Annotated in this window: 17 protein-coding genes; 10 read left to right on the forward strand and 7 right to left on the reverse strand. The window is 69.3% G+C overall.

Annotation, left to right across the window (positions count from 1 at the left end):
• Nucleotides 1-65: 65 nt before the first annotated feature.
• Nucleotides 66-1,607 carry an amino acid permease gene (locus ACFQ27_RS05140; protein WP_374347818.1) on the reverse strand — a complete coding sequence of 514 codons (1,542 nt, stop codon included), beginning with the start codon at nucleotides 1,605-1,607 and terminating at the stop codon, nucleotides 66-68.
• A gap of 126 nt (nucleotides 1,608-1,733) precedes the next feature.
• Between ACFQ27_RS05140 and hrpB the strand changes: the two genes are divergently transcribed.
• A complete protein-coding gene (hrpB, locus tag ACFQ27_RS05145; protein WP_377352853.1) occupies nucleotides 1,734-4,166 on the forward strand; it encodes an ATP-dependent helicase HrpB in 2,433 nt (810 codons plus the stop codon).
• 176 nt (nucleotides 4,167-4,342) lie between these two features.
• Here hrpB and ACFQ27_RS05150 read toward each other — a convergent pair whose 3' ends face one another.
• Together ACFQ27_RS05150 and ACFQ27_RS05155 are read right to left on the reverse strand one after the other, a co-directional pair.
• Nucleotides 4,343-5,134: a TrmH family RNA methyltransferase gene (locus tag ACFQ27_RS05150; protein ID WP_377352854.1), complete on the reverse strand. Its 792-nt coding sequence runs from the start codon at nucleotides 5,132-5,134 to the stop codon at nucleotides 4,343-4,345.
• Nucleotides 5,131-6,033 (reverse strand): class I SAM-dependent methyltransferase, encoded by a 903-nt coding sequence (locus ACFQ27_RS05155; protein ID WP_377352855.1) that lies wholly within the window; start codon nucleotides 6,031-6,033, stop codon nucleotides 5,131-5,133. The genes ACFQ27_RS05150 and ACFQ27_RS05155 overlap by 4 nt, the downstream gene beginning before the upstream one ends.
• Before the next feature lie 247 nt (nucleotides 6,034-6,280).
• Here ACFQ27_RS05155 and ACFQ27_RS05160 point away from each other — a divergent pair, with 247 nt between their 5' ends.
• From ACFQ27_RS05160 to ACFQ27_RS05170, 3 genes are all read left to right on the forward strand, one after another.
• Entirely contained in the window at nucleotides 6,281-6,910 is a 630-nt protein-coding gene (locus tag ACFQ27_RS05160; protein WP_374347810.1) for a TetR/AcrR family transcriptional regulator, read from the forward strand.
• Nucleotides 6,911-6,941: 31 nt separating this feature from the next.
• Complete coding sequence (locus ACFQ27_RS05165; RefSeq protein WP_377352856.1) at nucleotides 6,942-8,015, forward strand: helix-turn-helix domain-containing protein; 1,074 nt, start codon at nucleotides 6,942-6,944, stop codon at nucleotides 8,013-8,015.
• Nucleotides 8,016-8,108: 93 nt separating this feature from the next.
• On the forward strand, nucleotides 8,109-8,822 hold the full coding sequence (locus ACFQ27_RS05170) for a CPBP family intramembrane glutamic endopeptidase, BDIM_20840 family (RefSeq protein ID WP_377352857.1): 714 nt from the start codon (nucleotides 8,109-8,111) through the stop codon (nucleotides 8,820-8,822).
• A 4-nt stretch (nucleotides 8,823-8,826) separates the two neighbouring features.
• Here ACFQ27_RS05170 and ACFQ27_RS05175 read toward each other — a convergent pair whose 3' ends face one another.
• On the reverse strand, nucleotides 8,827-10,947 hold the full coding sequence (locus ACFQ27_RS05175) for a lytic transglycosylase domain-containing protein (protein ID WP_377352859.1): 2,121 nt from the start codon (nucleotides 10,945-10,947) through the stop codon (nucleotides 8,827-8,829).
• 127 nt (nucleotides 10,948-11,074) lie between these two features.
• Here ACFQ27_RS05175 and dapA point away from each other — a divergent pair, with 127 nt between their 5' ends.
• The 3 genes from dapA to ACFQ27_RS05190 are packed head-to-tail and all read left to right on the forward strand — an operon-like array spanning nucleotide 11,075 to nucleotide 13,157.
• Nucleotides 11,075-11,962 (forward strand): 4-hydroxy-tetrahydrodipicolinate synthase, encoded by an 888-nt coding sequence (dapA, locus tag ACFQ27_RS05180; RefSeq protein WP_374347802.1) that lies wholly within the window; start codon nucleotides 11,075-11,077, stop codon nucleotides 11,960-11,962.
• An 11-nt stretch (nucleotides 11,963-11,973) separates the two neighbouring features.
• A complete protein-coding gene (smpB, locus tag ACFQ27_RS05185) occupies nucleotides 11,974-12,426 on the forward strand; it encodes an SsrA-binding protein SmpB (protein ID WP_374347801.1) in 453 nt (150 codons plus the stop codon).
• Nucleotides 12,423-13,157, forward strand: coding sequence for a GNAT family N-acetyltransferase (locus ACFQ27_RS05190; protein ID WP_377352860.1), 735 nt, complete (start codon nucleotides 12,423-12,425; stop codon nucleotides 13,155-13,157). The genes smpB and ACFQ27_RS05190 overlap by 4 nt, the downstream gene beginning before the upstream one ends.
• Nucleotides 13,158-13,169: 12 nt before the next feature.
• Here ACFQ27_RS05190 and ACFQ27_RS05195 read toward each other — a convergent pair whose 3' ends face one another.
• Together ACFQ27_RS05195 and ACFQ27_RS05200 are read right to left on the reverse strand one after the other, a co-directional pair.
• On the reverse strand, nucleotides 13,170-13,808 hold the full coding sequence (locus ACFQ27_RS05195) for a uracil-DNA glycosylase (protein WP_374347798.1): 639 nt from the start codon (nucleotides 13,806-13,808) through the stop codon (nucleotides 13,170-13,172).
• Nucleotides 13,805-14,398, reverse strand: coding sequence for a LabA-like NYN domain-containing protein (locus ACFQ27_RS05200; RefSeq protein WP_374347796.1), 594 nt, complete (start codon nucleotides 14,396-14,398; stop codon nucleotides 13,805-13,807). Before ACFQ27_RS05200 ends, ACFQ27_RS05195 begins: the two co-directional genes overlap by 4 nt.
• On the opposite strand from ACFQ27_RS05200, the gene folK reads away from it, so the two are divergent.
• Both folK and ACFQ27_RS05210 read left to right on the forward strand, forming a co-directional pair.
• Nucleotides 14,398-14,937: a 2-amino-4-hydroxy-6-hydroxymethyldihydropteridine diphosphokinase gene (folK, locus tag ACFQ27_RS05205; RefSeq protein WP_377352861.1), complete on the forward strand. Its 540-nt coding sequence runs from the start codon at nucleotides 14,398-14,400 to the stop codon at nucleotides 14,935-14,937. The genes ACFQ27_RS05200 and folK overlap by 1 nt on opposite strands.
• A gap of 108 nt (nucleotides 14,938-15,045) precedes the next feature.
• Complete coding sequence (locus tag ACFQ27_RS05210; protein WP_377352862.1) at nucleotides 15,046-15,675, forward strand: HAD hydrolase-like protein; 630 nt, start codon at nucleotides 15,046-15,048, stop codon at nucleotides 15,673-15,675.
• Nucleotides 15,676-15,913: 238 nt separating this feature from the next.
• On the opposite strand, the gene ACFQ27_RS05215 is transcribed toward ACFQ27_RS05210, so the two are convergent.
• Complete coding sequence (locus ACFQ27_RS05215) at nucleotides 15,914-16,432, reverse strand: 2'-5' RNA ligase family protein (RefSeq protein ID WP_377352863.1); 519 nt, start codon at nucleotides 16,430-16,432, stop codon at nucleotides 15,914-15,916.
• Nucleotides 16,433-16,567: 135 nt separating this feature from the next.
• Here ACFQ27_RS05215 and rpoZ point away from each other — a divergent pair, with 135 nt between their 5' ends.
• A complete protein-coding gene (rpoZ, locus tag ACFQ27_RS05220; RefSeq protein ID WP_374347887.1) occupies nucleotides 16,568-16,927 on the forward strand; it encodes a DNA-directed RNA polymerase subunit omega in 360 nt (119 codons plus the stop codon).
• Nucleotides 16,928-16,993 lie beyond the last annotated feature (66 nt).

A 16,993-nucleotide genomic window follows, 5' to 3' on the forward strand; every position in this document is an offset into this window, starting at 1 on the left:
CCTAACATCGGGCCTCTTGGCCCATAAGAAAAGGCCCGGGATGAACCCGGGCCTTTCCAGTTTCGTCAGTGCGAGCCCGGAGGCGGCGCGCCCGGCATGGGCGGAACCGATTCCGGCGGCGCGTCAGGCGACAGCTCCGGCACTTCCACGACACCCTTGGCGATGTGGCTGTGGCGGAAGCCGTAGAGGAAATAGACCACCAGGCCGATCGCGGCCCAGACCACGAACATGATCTGGGTTTCCTTGGGCAGGCTGAAGAACAGATAGATGCAGCCGATGGCCGCCAGCGGGGCGACGATCGCCACGGCCGGGGTCTTGAACGGACGGCGGCGGTTCGGGTCGGTCCGGCGCAGCACCAGCACGGTGATCGCCACCATGGCGAAGGCGAACAAGGTGCCCGAGTTCGAGATGTCGGCCAGCAGACCCACCGGGAAGAAGGCGGCGAACAGGGCCACGAACACGCCGGTGATCAGGGTCACCACGTGCGGGGTCTTGAACTTGGGGTGGACCTTGGACAGCACGGGCGGCAGCAGGCCGTCACGGCTCATCACAAAGAAGATGCGGGTCTGGCCGTACATCATCATCAGGATGACCGAGGGCAGGGCCAGACCGGCGGCGAGGCCGATCAGGTTGCCGACCTGCGGCCAGCCGATGGAGCGCAGGGTCCAGGCCAGGGCCTCCTTGGAGCAGACCACCTTGGCGTCGCCGAGTTGGGCGCAGGCGGCCGACAGCTCCGGGCTGCCGGGGCGCAGGGCGGCGCCATCAGCGCCGAGCACCGGCTGGGCGCCCACGGTGCCGATCACGCCGGAGGCCACCAGGATGTAGAAGATGGTGCAGATGCCCAGCGAGCCGATCAGGCCGATGGGCATGTTGCGCTGGGGATTGCGGGTCTCTTCCGCTGCGGTGGAGACCGCATCGAAGCCCACATAGGCGAAGAAGATCGACGCCGCCGCCGCCGAGATCCCGCCGAAGCCGAGCGGGGCGAAGGGGGTGAAGTTCTCCATCTTCATCACCGGCACGGCCAGGAAGATGAAAACCGACAGGGCCGTGACCTTGATGGCCACCAGGATCGCGTTGACGGTCGCCGATTCCGTGGTGCCGAGCACCAGCAGCAGGGTGACCAGGGTGGCGATGAGGGCCGCCGGCAGGTTGACCAGGCCGCCGTCCATCGGCCCGCGCACAAGGGCGTTGGGGATGTCGATGTGCAGGGCGTTTTCGATCAGGCCGACAACATAGCCGGACCAGCCTACGGACACCGCGCCCGCGGCGACGGCGTATTCGAGGATCAGGGCCCAGCCGACCATCCAGGCCAGCATCTCGCCCATGACGGCGTAGCTGTAGGTGTAGGCCGAGCCGGACACCGGCACCATGGCCGCCATCTCGGCGTAGCAGAGGGCCGCCACGGCGCAGACAAAGCCGGCGATGATGAAGGCCGCGATCATGCCGGGGCCGGCCTTTTGGGCGGCTTCGGCGGTGAGGACGAAGATGCCGGTCCCGATGATGGCCCCGATGCCCAGCATGGTCAGCTGGAACGGGCCTAGGGATCGGTGCAGAGATTTCTTTTCGGCCGTCGCGATGATCGCGTCCAGCGGCTTAACGCGCCACATAGTCCCTCCTGGCGGGCGGTGTTCAGACACCACCTGAATTGAATTGGCAGGACCCTGGCGCGGTTAACCGCCGCCGGTCAAGCCGCAACCCTTGGCGGGGGTGCTGCGCGAGGCTAGACCCCGCAAATGCTTCCGGTCGAGGAAATCGTGCCCGCCTTGCAGGCGCAGTTGGCGGAATCCACCGCCGCGGTGCTGGTGGCGCCGCCCGGCGCCGGCAAGACGACCGTGGTTCCCTTGCGCCTGCTGGACCAGCCCTGGCTGGCCGGCGGCAAGATCATCATGCTCGAACCGCGGCGGCTGGCCGCCCGCGCCGCCGCCGAGCGCATGGCCCGCACCCTGGGCGAGAAGGTGGGCCAGACGGTCGGATACCGGGTGCGGATGCAGTCCAAGGTCTCAGGCGCCACGCGAATCGAGGTGGTCACCGAGGGCGTCTTCGCCCGGATGATCTTGGCCGATCCGACCCTGGACGGCGTCGGCTGCGTGATCTTCGACGAGTTCCACGAGCGCAGCCTGGACGCCGACCTTGGGCTGGCGCTGGCCCGCGACGCCCAAGGTGTGCTGCGCGACGACCTGCGCCTGCTGGTCATGTCGGCGACCCTGGACGGGGCGGCGGTGGCCCGGCTGCTGGACGCCGAGGTGTTGGAGAGCCAGGGCCGCACCTTCCCGGTCGAGACCCGCCATCTGGGCCGCGACGAGCGCCTGCGCCTGGAGGACCGGGTGGTGCGCGCTGTGGAGAAGGCCTTGGCCGAGGAGACCGGCAGCCTGCTGGTCTTCCTGCCGGGGCAGGGTGAGATCCGCCGCACCGCCGATCTGCTGGCCGAGCGCATCCGTCGGCCGGGCGTCGAGATCGCCCCGCTCTATGGCGCGCTTGATCCTGCCGAGCAGGACCGGGCGATCTCCCCGGCGCCCCAGGGTGTCCGCAAGGTGGTGCTCGCCACCTCCATCGCCGAGACCAGCCTGACCATCGAGGGCGTGCGGGTGGTGATCGATTGCGGTCTGGCGCGCGTGCCCCGCTTTGATCCGGCCAGCGGCCTGACAAGGCTCGCCACCGTCCGCGTCAGCCGCGCCGCCGCCGACCAGCGCCGGGGGCGGGCGGGCCGCACCGAGCCCGGCGTCTGCTACCGCCTGTGGGACGAGCCGGAGACCCGCGCCCTGCCGGCCTTCGCAGATCCGGAGATTCTCGACGCCGAACTGTCAGGGCTGGCCCTGGACCTGGCGCGATGGGGGGCGAAGGACGCGGGCGACCTGGCCTTCCTCGATCCGCCGCCCGCGGCGGCCTATGCTGAGGCCCGCGCCCTGCTGCGCCGGCTGGAGGCCGTGGATGACGCAGGCGTGTTGACCGAGCACGGCCGGGCCCTGTCAGAGTTCCCGCTCGCGCCCCGCCTGGCCCACATGGTGATCAAGGCCGCCGAGACCGGTCAGGCTGCGCGCGCCGCGCGGATCGCGGCCCTGGTCACCGAACGCAATCTGGGCGGCCGCGACGCCGACCTGCGCCATCGGCTTGAGGGCCTGGAGCGGGACCGCTCGCCCCGCGCCCGTGACGCCAAGGCGCTGGCCGACCGCTGGGCGGGGCTGGCGGGCAAAGCGGGGAAGGGTGAGCCCCTCGATGACGGCCTACTGCTGGCCTTCGCCTATCCGGAGCGTATCGCCAAGGCGCGCGGCGGGCAGGGGGAGTTCCAGCTGGCCAGCGGTCGAGGCGCCTTCGTCGAGGCGACCGATGCGCTCGCCCGCGAACCCTGGCTGGCCGTAGCCGAACTGGGGGGGGGCGACCGCCGGGACCGGATCTTGCTGGCCGCGCCGGTGGATGTGGAGGATGTCGCCTGCGCCTTCGCCGACCAGCTGGAGACCGAGGACCGGCTGGAGGAGAGCGGCGGCGGTCGGCTGCGGGCCAAGCGGCTGGTGCGCCTGGGTCGACTGACCCTGCGCGAGGTGATCGACGAGAACCCCGACCCGGCCCTGGTGGCCGCAGCCTTGGCCGACCGGGTTCGGCGCGATGGCCTGTCCGCGCTCAAGCTGGGAGAGGCCGTGGAGAGCCTGCGCGCCCGCGTCGCCTTCCTGCGGGCTCAGGGCGAGGACTGGCCGGACCTGTCGGACGCCGGCCTGATCGCGCGCCTGGACGACTGGCTGACGCCGCTGCTGACCGGCGTGCGGTCGCTTGGCGCCCTCAAGCCGGACCAGCTGGACGGCGCGATCCGCACCCTGATCCCGTGGGACCGCCAGCGCGCCCTGGACTCCGCCGCACCCGCACGCTGGACCGCGCCCACCGGCAACAGCTTTTCCATCGACTACGCCGCCGAGGCAGGACCCCGCGTGGACGTGCGGGTGCAGGAGGTGTTCGGCCTGAAGGTCCATCCCACCGTGGGCGGTGTGCCCCTGACCCTGTCCCTGCTGTCGCCGGGCCATCGGCCGGTGCAGACGACGAAGGATCTGCCGGGCTTCTGGGCGGGCTCCTGGAAGGACGTCCGCTCCGACATGCGGGGGCGGTATCCGAAGCATGTGTGGCCGGAAGACCCGGCCAATGCGGCCGCGACGGCGCGGGCGAAGCCGCGGGGGACGTGAGCGGACAGCGGCGCAGCAGGGCCGCGCCAACCGTGTCATCTCGCATGGAGCGGCGAAGCCAAGGAAGTGCGGGACCCATAGACACCGATCAATCCGGAGCACCCCGCGCGTATGGGTCCCGGACAAGCCGCTTCCGCGGCTTTCCGGGATGACGCGCCATGGGGTTGCGGACAGGTCTAAGCCGTCGCCGCGTAGATCATGATCCCCGTGGCCACCGACAGGTTCAGGCTGTCCGCCCGCCCGCGCATGGGGATCTTCACGTTGACGTCGCACAGGGCGGCGAGGTCGGGGGTGAGGCCCTGTTGTTCGTTGCCCATCAGCACCAGGTTCGGCTTGCGGTAGGGCGCGCTGAGGTGGTCGCTGGTGGCGGTGAGCAGGGTGCCGACCACAGAGCCCGGCCAGGATTTGCGCCAGGCGGCGAACTCGGCCTCGTCGGCCTTGATGATCGGCACGGCGAAGATCGAGCCCATGGTCGCCCGCACGGCCTCGACCGAATAGGGATCGCAGCATTCGCCCACCAGGATCACCCCGCCGCAGCCGGCGGCGTCGGCGGTGCGCACGATGGTGCCCAGGTTGCCGGGGTCGCGCACCCGATGCAGCCCGACCCAGCAGGTGGCCGACTTCGGATCGACCTTGGCCAGGGGCTGGAACACCTGGCGGAACACGCCGACCACGGCCTGCGGGTTATCGCGGCGGGAAACCTTGGCCAGGATGTCCTGGGTGACCTCGATCACCTCGCCCTTGGCCTTGAGGGTGGCGGCGATGGCCTGGCGCAGCAGGGGATGGCCGTCGGCCTCCTTGCCGTACATCAGGATCGTGGGCGCCTGGCCCAGCTCCACCGCTTCGGTGACGATCTTCAGGCCCTCGGCCACGAACAGGCCGGTCTCCTCGCGCTCCTTGCGCTGGTGCAGGGCGCGGACCGCCTTGACCGTCGGATTGGTCAGGGAGGTGACGACCCGGCCGCTCATCGCGCCCACCGGGCGTAGAAGCTCATGCCGATCTCGCGGTCGCCGCCGTCCTGCACCAGGGCCAGTTCGCCCCACTCGATGCGGCCGCCGCGCTTGGCCAACTTCTCGGACAGGAGACCCGCCAGGGCCGCGCCGGAGATCCGTTCCGCATAGGCGTTGAGCAGCAGGAAGGAGGCGTCGTCGGACAACAGCTCGGCGCACAGGCCGGCGAGCTCCGGCAGGTTTTCGAACAGCTTCCAGACTTCGCCGTCCGGCCCACGCCCATACTTCGGCGGATCGAGAATGATGCCGTCATAGCGCGAGCCCCGGCGGACCTCACGCTGGACGTAGCGCCGGGCGTCCTCGCAGATCCAGCGGATCGGGCGGTCCTCCAGGCCGGACAGGGCGGCGTTCTCGCGGGCCCAGCCGATGGCCTTCTTGGAGGCGTCCACATGGGTGACGGCCGCGCCGGCGGCGGCGCAGACCAGGCTGGCGACGCCGGTGTAGCCGAACAGGTTCAGCACCTTGGGCTGGCCGCCGATCCCGCGGACGCGCTCGTCCAGCCAGGCCCAGTTGGCGGCCTGTTCCGGAAAGAAGGCCAGGTGGCGGAAGGCGGTGAAGCGGGCGTTGAACTTCACCTGGCCCCAGGCCATGGGCCAGGTCTCGCGGGGCTTGCCCTTGAACCGCCAGCGGCCGGCGTCTTCCTCGTCGGTGGGATCGAACACCGCGTCGGCCTTGTCCCAGCGCGCGGCGTCGAGCCTTGGGCTCCACAGGCATTGGGGTTCGGGCCGGACGACGGAATAGGGGCCGTAGCGTTCCAGCTTGCGACCGCCGCCGCTGTCGATCAGGGCGTAGTCCTTCCAGCCGGTGGTGCGCATGACACCGGGCGTATCGGCGACGGCGGGAGGCTTGGCGGTCATGGCCCCGCCTTAGCCGGTTCGGGCGTCGGACGTCCAGGGGCAGGGGATTCGTGTGCGGGGTCTCGCCGCGCCGTGCGACGCCTTGCAGAACTCGCGCGACCGGCGAGTTTCACCCTGCCGCACCCGGTTCGTTGAGCGGCGTTCGCCACCGAATTGTCGCAATTTGGGTTCGCGGGCTTGCCAGCTTGCCTGTTTTGGTCTCCGCTCGAAGAACAAAAACAAGATGTTCGCATTGGGAAGGATCCCCGTGACCACGGCAGTGACCACGCGGCGCTCGGCAAGGAAGCCCAAGGGCGACGGCCACCTGCGCCGCGCCGAGATTCTGGAAGCCGCAGAGCGCATCTTCGTGGCCGAGGGCTATGAGGGCGCGACGATCCGCAAGATCGCCGACGAGGTGGGGGTGTCCTCCACCGCGCTCTACATGCACTTCCCCGACAAGGCGTGCATCCTGCTCGAGATCTGCGAGCGCACCATCACCCAGCTTCTGGAACGCAACACCGAGCTCGCCTCGCGTCCGGTGGACGCTGTGACGCGGGTGAAGCAGATGCTGGAAAGCTACATGCACTGGGGGCTGGAACACCCCAACGCCTATCAGCTGGTGTTTTCCGGCGCCAACCCGATCTCCGACGTCTGGGCCGAGAGCACGGCCGAGCTCAGCATGCGCTGCTATGAGATCTTCTCCGGCGTGGTCCGCGAGATCGCCGCCGAGGGCCGCCTGCGCACCGGCACCGCCGATTCCGCCGCCCAGGCCCTTTGGGGCGCCTGCCATGGCGTGGTCGCCCTGCTGATCCTGCGCCCGACCTTCGAATGGGCGCCGCAGGAGGAGCTGATCCGCGTCACCCTCGACGGCTTGCTGCACGGCCTAGTGGCGGATTGACGCCGAGCCGCGTTGCGGCTCCACCTGGGATATGAATCTGGGCCAAGTCGACCTTGCTCTGCGCGCGGTGGCCGCGAGTACGATCCTGCTGTTGGGCTGGCTCCTGCTGCAGCGACGGCGAGACCTCGGCCTGCCCGGCGTGCTCTTTCCGCCTTTGGCCTTGTGTGTCGCGAGTTTCGTCGTCGGCAACACGCCCCTTACCGAACTGCGCCCGACAGGTCTTGCCGGGAGCATAGCTCACGCCCTCAGCGGGCTTACGGTCGTCTTCCTGTGGTGGTTCTGCCTCTCGTGCTTCGACCGCCGTTTCCGATTGCGGGGTCCCGTGCTGGCCGTGGGCCTCTTGTGGGCCATGGTCGCCGCGCTTGACCGCGGACTGCTGGGCGCGGGCTTTGCGGAGCTCGGACTATCACGGGGGCTGGTGGTCTTGGGCTTCGGCATCGTGGCCCACCTCGTCTGGCGTCTCCTGAGTGAGCGGGCCGACGACCTGATCCAGCGCCGCCACGACGCCCGGATCATGGTGGCGATCCTGCTGGGCGGGATGCTGTTCGTCGACTTGTCCGCCGACGCCCTGTTCGGGTTCGCGTGGCGTCCCATGGCCTTCGCCATGGCGCAGAACGCGATGATGCTTGGCTTCGGGCTCTGGCTTGCCGGGACCCTGCTGGACGTCAGGTCCGACCTGCTCACCTTTGGCGCGGGGGAGCGCGCGCGGTCGTCCGTCCCTGCGCCGACGCAGGGCGTCCCGCGCGATGACGCGCCGTATCGCCGCCTGCTGGCCCTGATGGAAATGGATCGGGTGTTCCTGGACCCCGATCTGACCTTCGCCGCCTTCGTGGCGCGCATGGGGGCGCCGGAGCGCGCCGTCCGAACCCTGATCAACCACGACCTTGGCCATGATCACTTCCGCACCTTCCTGAACCACTATCGCGTGGCGGAGGCTCGGCGGCGTCTGGCCGATCCGAACTGCGACGACAAGCTCGTCGCGGTGGCGATGGACAGCGGCTTCGCCTCGCTCGCCAGCTTCAACCGCGCCTTCCGGCAGATCGAGGGCTGTGCGCCCAGCGCCTACCGGGCGGCGGCCCGTCAGAACGGGGCGGCTGGGCGATAGCCGGGTTTTGAGGAGCGAAGTCCCGCGTTTTGACGAGACCTTGAGTCCCTCCAGGCGGTAGCGGGCCTCAATCCCCTGGGCGGAGGCGTAGAGATGAACGGGTTGCTGAGTTTGGGAGGCGTTCTGGCGCTCCTCCTGGTCGCGGGGGTGATCCTCGGGCTGCTGGACCGCAAGGGGTTCTCCCTGCGCTGGTTGTTGATTGCGGCGCTGCTGGTCGCGATCAATGATCTGCTGCTTACCCGAGCCTACGGCCTGGCCCCGGACCTCATCGGCGGCGACTGGAACTGGCAGGGCAAGCTGTTCGCCCTTGCGGCGACCCTCGCTGTGGCCGCGAGCCCTGCCTTCGGTTGGTCCGCAACGGGCCTCACGCTTGCGCAGCGGCCAGGGAGCCTGAAGGCCGCTCTTCCTGTCGTCCTGATCTATTGCGCCTTCTTCGCCGCCCTTGCTCTGGCTTTCCCGTCGCAGGCCGCGACGCCGGAGGAGGTCGCCTTCCAGCTCACATTGCCGGGTCTCGAAGAGGAGCCCTTCTATCGCGGACTTCTGCTGCTGGCGCTGGATCGGGCCTTCGCCGGCCGCCGACGGTTCCTGGGCGTGGAGTGGGGCTGGGGCGCGGTCCTGTCATGTCTGCTGTTCGGGCTCGCCCACGCCTTCGGCTTCCACAAGGGCGGCTTCTCGTTCGATCCGCTCACCATGGCCCTGACCGCTGGCCCGGCCTTCATCGCCGTCTGGCTGAGGCTGCGGACCGGCAGCCTGCTGCTGCCGGTCCTGCTGCACAACTTCGGCAACGCAATCTCGTTGGTCGCCTAGGGGCCTAGGGGTTCGGGATCGGCGCCATGCCGCCCGCCACCGGCGCGGCCGAGGCTGTGCTGGTCGGCGCCGCATAGGCGTAGCCGCCGCGCTTCAGGTCGCTGGACAGGGTGATCTGGGCCGTCCCGCTGTTCAGCCGGGCCCGATAGACCTGCATGCCTTCCAGCACCCGCATGACGTAGTTGCGGGTCTCGCTGAACGGGATGCACTCGATGAAGTCGAGGGGATCGGTGGTTCCGCCGCGCGGGTCGCCGCAGAAGCTGGTCCACTGGGCCGGGCGGCCCGGACCGGCGTTGTAGCCGGCGACGGCCATGACGTAGGAGCCCGAGAAGGTCCCGACCAGGTCGCCCAGATAGGTCGAGCCCAGGCGCATGTTGTACTCCGGGTCGTCCAGCAGGTTGGCTGAGTAGCTGACGCCCACCTTGCGGGCCACGTGGGCCGCCGTCGCCGGCATCAGCTGCATCATGCCGCGTGCGCCGACGCCGGAGCGCACCAGCGGATCGAAGCCGCTTTCCTGGCGGGTGATGCCCAGCACCAGGGCCGGCTCAGGCGCGTTGAAGGCCTCGGGCGGGTTGCGCACCGGATAGCCGCGCTGGGGCAGGACAAAGCCGCGTTGGGCGGCGGCGCGGACCACCTTCATCGAGGTGTCGGTGTCGCCATAACCGCGGACCATGTCCACCAGTAGGGCCTCTTCCTCTGCGGTCGGCAGGACGTCGTCGAGCGCCAGGACGAAGACCCGGAACAGGTCGCGATTACCGGCCTGCATCAGGGTGCGGGCGGCCTGGACCGTGTCGCGGGCCTCGAATCGCGCCCGGTCGGCCTGGGTAATCTGGGGGTCGGCGCCCATAACCAGGCGCGCCCCCACCTTCTCGCCGGCCAGCTGGCCATAGAAGGTCGTGTAGTACTTTGCCGCCGCGCCATAGAAGGCCTGGGATCGGGCCTGGTCGCCCTGGGCCTCCGCCGCACGGCCGCGCCAGTAGAGCGCTCGCCCTCGGGTGATGGGCGAGGAGCCGATGCGGTCCAGGTTGGCGAAGTGGACATCGGCCTTCGCCGGGTCCTTCAGGCGGGTCAGCGCGATCCAGCCGGCGTAGAACTCCGCCTCGGCGGCGTCGCCGCCGCTGGTCAGGCCGGTATTGGCCGCGGCCTGATAGGCGCCGGCGGAATCGCCGTTGCGCAGGGCGCCGAGGGTGAGCTTGTAGCGCTCGTCCCAGATGCGGTCGGCCATCTCCTGGAACGGGATGTCGGTGGGGAACTGGGGCGTCAGGGCGAGCGCCAGGCTGTCCATGCCACGCTTGCGGTAGAAGATCGCCTTCTCGAAGGCCAGGCCCGGGCTCTGGGCGACGCTGGCCGGCAGGTTGTTGGCCAGGCCCATCGCATTGCCGGCGTTGGAGCGCAGGGCCATGCGGGCCTGGGCCAGCTGCTGCTGGTCCGCGGGCAGCAGGGGAATCATGTCGCGGGCGGCCGGGCCCTGGCCGCCGAACAGGATCACGTCGGCGCGGCGGACATGATCGTCCTGGGTCAGCACATCGCCGAACCGGGCCAGCATGGAGCGCTGAGGATCGGCTTCGAAGACTCGATTGCGCCAGAAGTGGCGGATCAGCTTGGCGGCGGCCTCGGTCTGGCCGGTGGCGCGATAGGCCGAGGCCAGGGCCATGGCCCCTTCGGCGGTCAGGGGTTCGGCCCCGGCGAACCAGGCGATGATCTGCTGCGGCGTCTGGCCGGAGGTCTCCAGCAGCTTCTCAGCCGCGGTCTGCCGGCGCACGGCGCGGGGCCAGCCGTTCAGGTCTCTGCGGGCCTGGTCCAGTTCGAAGAAGCTCAGCTGGTCGGAATTGGCGTCGACCATGGCCCAGGTGACCAGCTTGCGGGCGATGGGGTCGCCCAGGCTGGCGATGGCCGAGCGGGCGTTGGCGACATCGCCGCGGCGGGCGGCCTCCAGGCCGCTCTTCATCAGGCCCACGTCCAGGTCGGACAGGCTGGCGGCGTTGGCCGTGGCCGTGGCCGGGGTCTGGACCAGGTCCGCGGGGCGATAGGTCACGTCCTGGCGTTGGTCCTGCGCCTCGGCGACGCCGCAAGCCAGGGCCGCGACGGAGGCGGCCAGGATCGCCTTGCTGAACTTTGACGCCAACGGAACTCTCCGCACTGAATCGAAAACCGGAACCAGATCGGTTGCGGCGAGGGGCCGCGCCGCCATATTGTCCGCCCAAATCTCGAAGCCGCAACACCGCGGCGCGCTTTCACGGCTTTTTGCGACCATGTCCGATCCTTTGTTCCGGGGCGTCATGCCGGCTCTCGTCACTCCGTTTCGCGACGGAGCCGTGGACGAGAAAGCCTTTGTGGCCCTGACCGAGCGCCAGATCGCCGGGGGGGTTCACGGGCTGGTGCCGGTGGGTACGACCGGCGAAACCGCCACCCTCAGCCACGACGAGCACCGTCGGGTGGTGGAGCTGTGCGTGCAGACCGCCGCCGGCCGCGTGCCGGTGATCGCCGGCGCCGGCTCCAATTCCACCGAGGAAGCCATTGAGCTGGTGCGCCACGCCAAGGCCATCGGCGCTGACGCCGCCCTGGTGGTGACGCCCTATTACAATCGTCCCAGCCAGGAGGGCCTGTACGCCCACTATGCGGCGATCAACGAGGCGGTCGAGTTGCCGGTGCTGGTCTACAACGTGCCGGGCCGGACCAGCGTGGACATCTCGGATGCGACCCTGGCCCGCCTGTCGGTGCTGCCGAACATCGTCGGGATCAAGGACGCCACCGGCGACCTGACCCGCGCCACCATCCAGCGCCTGACCTGCGGCAGCGACTGGGTGATGCTGTCGGGGGATGACCCCACGGCCCTGGGCTACATGGCTCATGGCGGCCATGGCTGCATTTCGGTGAGCTCCAACGTCGCGCCGGACCTGGTCTCGGCCTTCTACAACGCCGCCCTCGGCGGCGACTGGAAGACGGCTCTGTACTGGCAGGACCGCCTGGTGCGTCTGCACAAGGGCCTGTTCGCCGACGCCTCGCCGTCGCCGACCAAGTTCGCCCTGGCTCATCTGGGCCTGTGCCTGGAGGACGCCCGGCTGCCGATCACCCCGTGCTCGGAAGAGGCTCGCGCCATCGTGCTGGACGCCATGCGGGAGGCCGGCGTCATCAACTGACGCCAGAATCCATGAGCAAGCTGATCGCCGAGAACCGTCGGGCGCGGTACGACTATTTCCTCGAGGAGACCTTCGAGGCCGGCCTGGTGCTGACCGGCACCGAGGTGAAGTCGCTGCGCAACGGCCGGGCCAATATCGCGGAGTCCTACGCCTCGGTGGAGGGCCGCGACGTGGTCCTGATCAACGCGGATATCCCGCCCTACACCCAGGCCAACCGCTTCAACCACGAGCCCCGGCGGCACCGGAAGCTGCTGCTGCACCGCAAGCAGCTGGACAAGCTGATCGGCGCCGTCCAACGCGAGGGCCGCACCCTCGTGCCCACCAAGCTCTATTGGAACGACAAGGGCCTGGCCAAGCTGGAGATCGCGCTCGCCAAGGGTAAGAAGGCCCACGACAAGCGCGAAGCCACCGCTGAGCGCGACTGGCAGAGGGACAAGGCCCGCCTGATGCGGGAGCGGGGATGACAAGGATCGAGGCGATCGAGCGCGCGACGCTCGCCGCCGTCGCCCCGCGCGAAGTCCTGGAGATCGAGGGCTGGCTGGTGGGGCTGGATCCGGGGACCATCCGTCGGGCGGCCAGCGCCGTGCCGCTGGCCCACGACCTGCCCCGCGATCCGGCGGTCATTGACGCCATCGAGGCGGCCTATGCCGAGCGGGGCCTGAAGCCGGCCTTCCGCATCGCCGACGCAGACGGGCTGGCCGGGGTTCGCGCCGAGCTGGAACGCCGCGGCTATGGCTTTGAGCAGCCCACCCTGGTCAAGACCGCCGCCGTGGCTGATGTGCGGCGTGTCACCGACCGGCCGCTCGCCGAGGTGACGGCTGAGCCTGACGAGGCCTGGGCGGCGGTGTTTCTGGGCCAGGGGTTCGACCCCGTCGACGGCGCCTATCGGGTCCAGGCGCTGAGCCGCTCGCCCGGCGCGGCCTTTGGGCGGGTGCGGGAGGATGGCGTGACCTTTGCGGTAGGCGCCGGGGCCTATGGCCACGGCTGGGCCAGCTTCCACGGCATGCGCACCGACGCCGCTCGGCGAGGGCAGGGGGGGGCGGGTCGCGTCCTGGCCGCCCTGGCCGGCGAGGCGACAAGGCGGGGAATCGATCGCGCCTTTCTGCAGGTCGAGGAGAAGAACACGACCGCGCGGTCGCTCTATCGCCGGGCGGGGTTCTCGACGGCGTGGCGGTATTTTTATTGGAGCAAGTGATCCCGGGCGGGGTCAGCCCTCGATCACCGCCCGGGCGCGGCGGAAGATGTCCTCGAACATCGCCGCGGTCAGCCGGCCGGTGTTCGTGTTCAGCCGGGAGCAGTGGTAGCTGTTGATGATCCGGTAGGGGCCGGCGTCGAACTCGGCGCCGTGGCCGGAGATCCCGGCCGAGGCCTTCAACCCGATCGCCTTCAGCACATTGCGGCGGGCCACGTCGCCCAGGGTCACGATGACCTTCAGGTTCGGCAGGGCCTCAAGCCGCGCGGTCAGGAACGGCCGGCAGGCGTTCTCTTCGCTGGTCTCCGGCTTGTTGCCGGGCGGGGCGCAGCGGACGGCGTTGGAGATCATGCAGTCGACCAGGGTCAGGCCGTCATCGGGGCGCGCCTCGTACGTGCCGCGGGCGAAGCCGGTCTTCAGCAGGGTCTCATAGAGCATCCAGCCAGCGTGATCGCCCGTGAACGGCCGGCCCGTGCGGTTCGCGCCGGTGCGGCCAGGGGCCAGGCCCGCCACCAGCAGGCGCGCGCCCTCATCCCCGAACGAGGGGGCCGGGCCGTTGAACCAGTCGGGATTGGCGGCGCGGTTCTCCGCCCGGTAGGCGACCAGGCGCGGGCAGAGCGGGCAGTCGCGGGGCGGCTCAGCCTGAGCGGTCACGCGTCCAGATCCGCCTCGCGGTCGAGCCCGGTGCGGCTTTCCTGGATGAACCGCGGCAGGCGCGAGGGCCGGCCGATGATGTCGGCCAGGTCGGCCAGGTCGATGAAGTTGTCGGCCTGGCGGCGCAGGTCGTCCGAGGCCATGGGCGGCTGAGACTTCACGGTGGAGACCACGGTCACGCGGGCGCCCTTGCGCTGCACCGCCTCGACCAGGACGCGGAAGTCGCCGTCGCCGGAGAACAGCAGCAGGTGGTCGGCGTGCTGGGCCATTTCCAGCATGTCGACGGCGATCTCGACATCCATGTCGCCGCGCCAGCGCTTGCGCCCTTGCGCGTCGGTGTATTCCCGCGCCGGCTTGGTCACCAGACGGAAGCCGTTGTAGTCGAGCCAGTCGACCAGCGGGCGGATCGGCGAATATTCCTGATCCTCGACCAGGGCGGTGTAGTAGTAGGCCCGCACGAGCACGCCGCGCTTGCGGAACTCCTCCAGGAGCTTGCGGTAGTCGATGTCGAAGCCCAGGCCCTTGGCTGCGGAGTAGAGGTTCGCCCCGTCAATGAAGAGCGCCAGCCGGTCGGTCGGATAAAAAGTCATTGGAAACGGAAATCCATAAAGGGGGCGGAAGGCGGTCCGCGGCGGACGGTCTGGTCGTCATCGCGCTGGGCGGAAATCTTCCCGGCGATTTCGGTTCGTCCGAAGCTTTGCTCGAAGCTGCGCTCGCTCGTTTCGCCCAGGCGGGATTGCCTGTCGTGTCCCGGTCGTCCTGGTGGCGGTCCGCCGCCTGGCCGGAGCCGGACGAAAACGAATATCGCAACGGGGTTGCGCTTGTCGAGGCTCGCCTGCCGCCCTCCGACACGCTGCGAACGCTTTTGGCGCTTGAGGCGGAGTTCGGTCGGGCGCGCGCTCAAAAGAACGCCGCCCGGACCCTGGACCTCGACCTGATCGCCTATGGGCGGATCCTGATGGAGACCCCGAATCTGGTCTTGCCCCATCCGCGCGCCCATGAGCGGCTGTTCGTCATGGGGCCATTGGCGGAGATCGCGCCGGAGTGGCGGCATCCAAGACTGGGGACAACCGCCGCCGTGCTGGCGGGCGCCGCTACGGTTGGCCTGGACGCCCGGCCCATTTCCTGATCGAAGGACTCGATCCGGCGCGGCACTTGGGGCAGCCTGGAGGACCGGTTGACGGCGCGGGCGCAGCGCTATAGCCGGGCCGACTGTTCCTTACACGGGGCTTTGTCCTTGGCCTATCGGCTGGTCATCTTCGATTTCGACGGCACCCTGGCCGACAGCGGCGATTGGTTCATCAGCATGACCAATGGCGTCGCCGACCGCTTCAAGTTCCGCAGAATCACCGACGAAGAAGTCGACATGCTGCGCGGCCGCTCGAGCCGCGAGGTCGTCGAATATATGGGCGTGGCCAAGTGGAAGATGCCGCTGATCGCCATCCACGCCCGCAAGCTGGTGGCCCAGCACGCGTCGAACATTCCGTTGTTCCCCGGCGTGCCGGAGCTGTTGCATGGCCTGCGCCAGTCCGGGGTGACCATCGCCCTGGTCAGCTCGAACTCCGAGGCGAACATCCGCAAGATCCTGGGGCCTGAGTTGTCGGCCCTGGTGACCTATTTCAACTGCGGGGCCTCGATGTTCGGCAAGACGCCGAAGTTCCGCGCGGTGCTGCGCAAGGCCCGCGTGGCGCCCAAAGACGTCATCTCCATTGGCGACGAGACCCGCGACATCGAGGCCGCGGCCAAGGCCGGCGTCTCTTCAGGGGCCGTGACCTGGGGCTATGCCCGGCCAGAGATCCTGGCGGCGCACAATCCGACCGTGCTGTTCATGGGCATGGACGAGATCCTGCCCACCGTCGTCGGCTAGGTTCCGGACTGAATGAAGTCCGGCTAGTTGGGTTCCCTTCTCCCCTTGCGGGAGAAGGTGTCGGGCGACAGCCCGACGGATGAGGGGTCGCGCTCCCCTGTCCGCAATTGTCGATAAGGGCTTTCTCGGAGAGGTCTGAGAGACCCCTCATCCGACCCTGCTCCGCAGGGCCACCTTCTCCCACAAGTGGAGAAGGGCGCGTCACCCGGATCTCGGAACGATCGATCGACTCCAGACCCTAGCCCAGCAGGTCGACCCGGGCGATCGGGGTGACCCGTCCCTCCGAAAAGTCCAGCAGGTCCAGCCGGTTCAGCCAGCCGGCGACGCCGACGCGCCCCAGGCTGCGGACCAGGTCTTCGGCCTCATCGTGGTGGTCAAAGGCGGCGACGGTGACGTGCGGGATGAAGGGAATGTCCAGGCGCAGGGCGGCGGACAAGGGGCCGTCGTACAGCTGGTCGTGCAAGGCCTCGATCTCGGCCCGGCCGGTGTCGGGAACCATGAAGACATGGCTGGTCCGGTCCTCGGCGTCGCGGATGGCCAGATAGGCGGCGAGCCGACAGCGGATGCGCACCTGGGTGGCCGCCACAGCCTCGAAATGCGCTCGAACCGCCTCCGGATCCTGCGGCGTGAAGGGAAAGACCAGGGTGACGTGGGCCGGGATGATCGCCTGGTTCGGATCATGCCGCTTTCGCAGGGTTTCGATCCGCGCCAGGTCCATGGGGGCGGCCTCGAAGGGGGCGACGATCAGCCAGCTCATGCGGGGTTTCCTTGCCAAAGCGGCGGGGGAGGGCTTCCTGCGACGCCTGGGCGCGAGGGCGCAAGCCTTTGCGGCGTTGCACAAATGGTCCGGACCCTCTATTTTGCCGGGTTCTACCGCCCTTCCGAGGATTTCATGGCTCGCGTCACCGTCGAAGACTGCATCGAAAAGGTCCCCAACCGCTTCAGCCTCGTGCTGCTGGCGGCGCATCGCGCGCGCGCGATCTCGGCGGGCTCCCAGATCATGGTCGACCGCGACAATGACAAGAACCCCGTCGTCTCCCTGCGCGAAATCGCTGACGACGTGGTGGACGCCGAGGAACTGCGCGAGAGCCTGATCGGCACCCTGCAACGCGTCGACGAGCGTTCGGAAGCCGAGGAAGAGGCCGAAACCCTCGCCCTGCTGGCCGATCCGGGCCACATGCAGATGAGCGAACTGGAACTGGTGCGCGCGCTGCAAAGCGACCGCGACGGTGGGCAGGAGGAGCGGTACTGAGCCCCGAAGGCGCAGACCCTCTGACCCTGGCGGCGGCGCCTGAACCGCCCGCCGCCCCACTCGACG

This window comes from Phenylobacterium conjunctum (assembly GCF_042679085.1).
Classification (GTDB): domain Bacteria; phylum Pseudomonadota; class Alphaproteobacteria; order Caulobacterales; family Caulobacteraceae; genus Phenylobacterium; species Phenylobacterium conjunctum.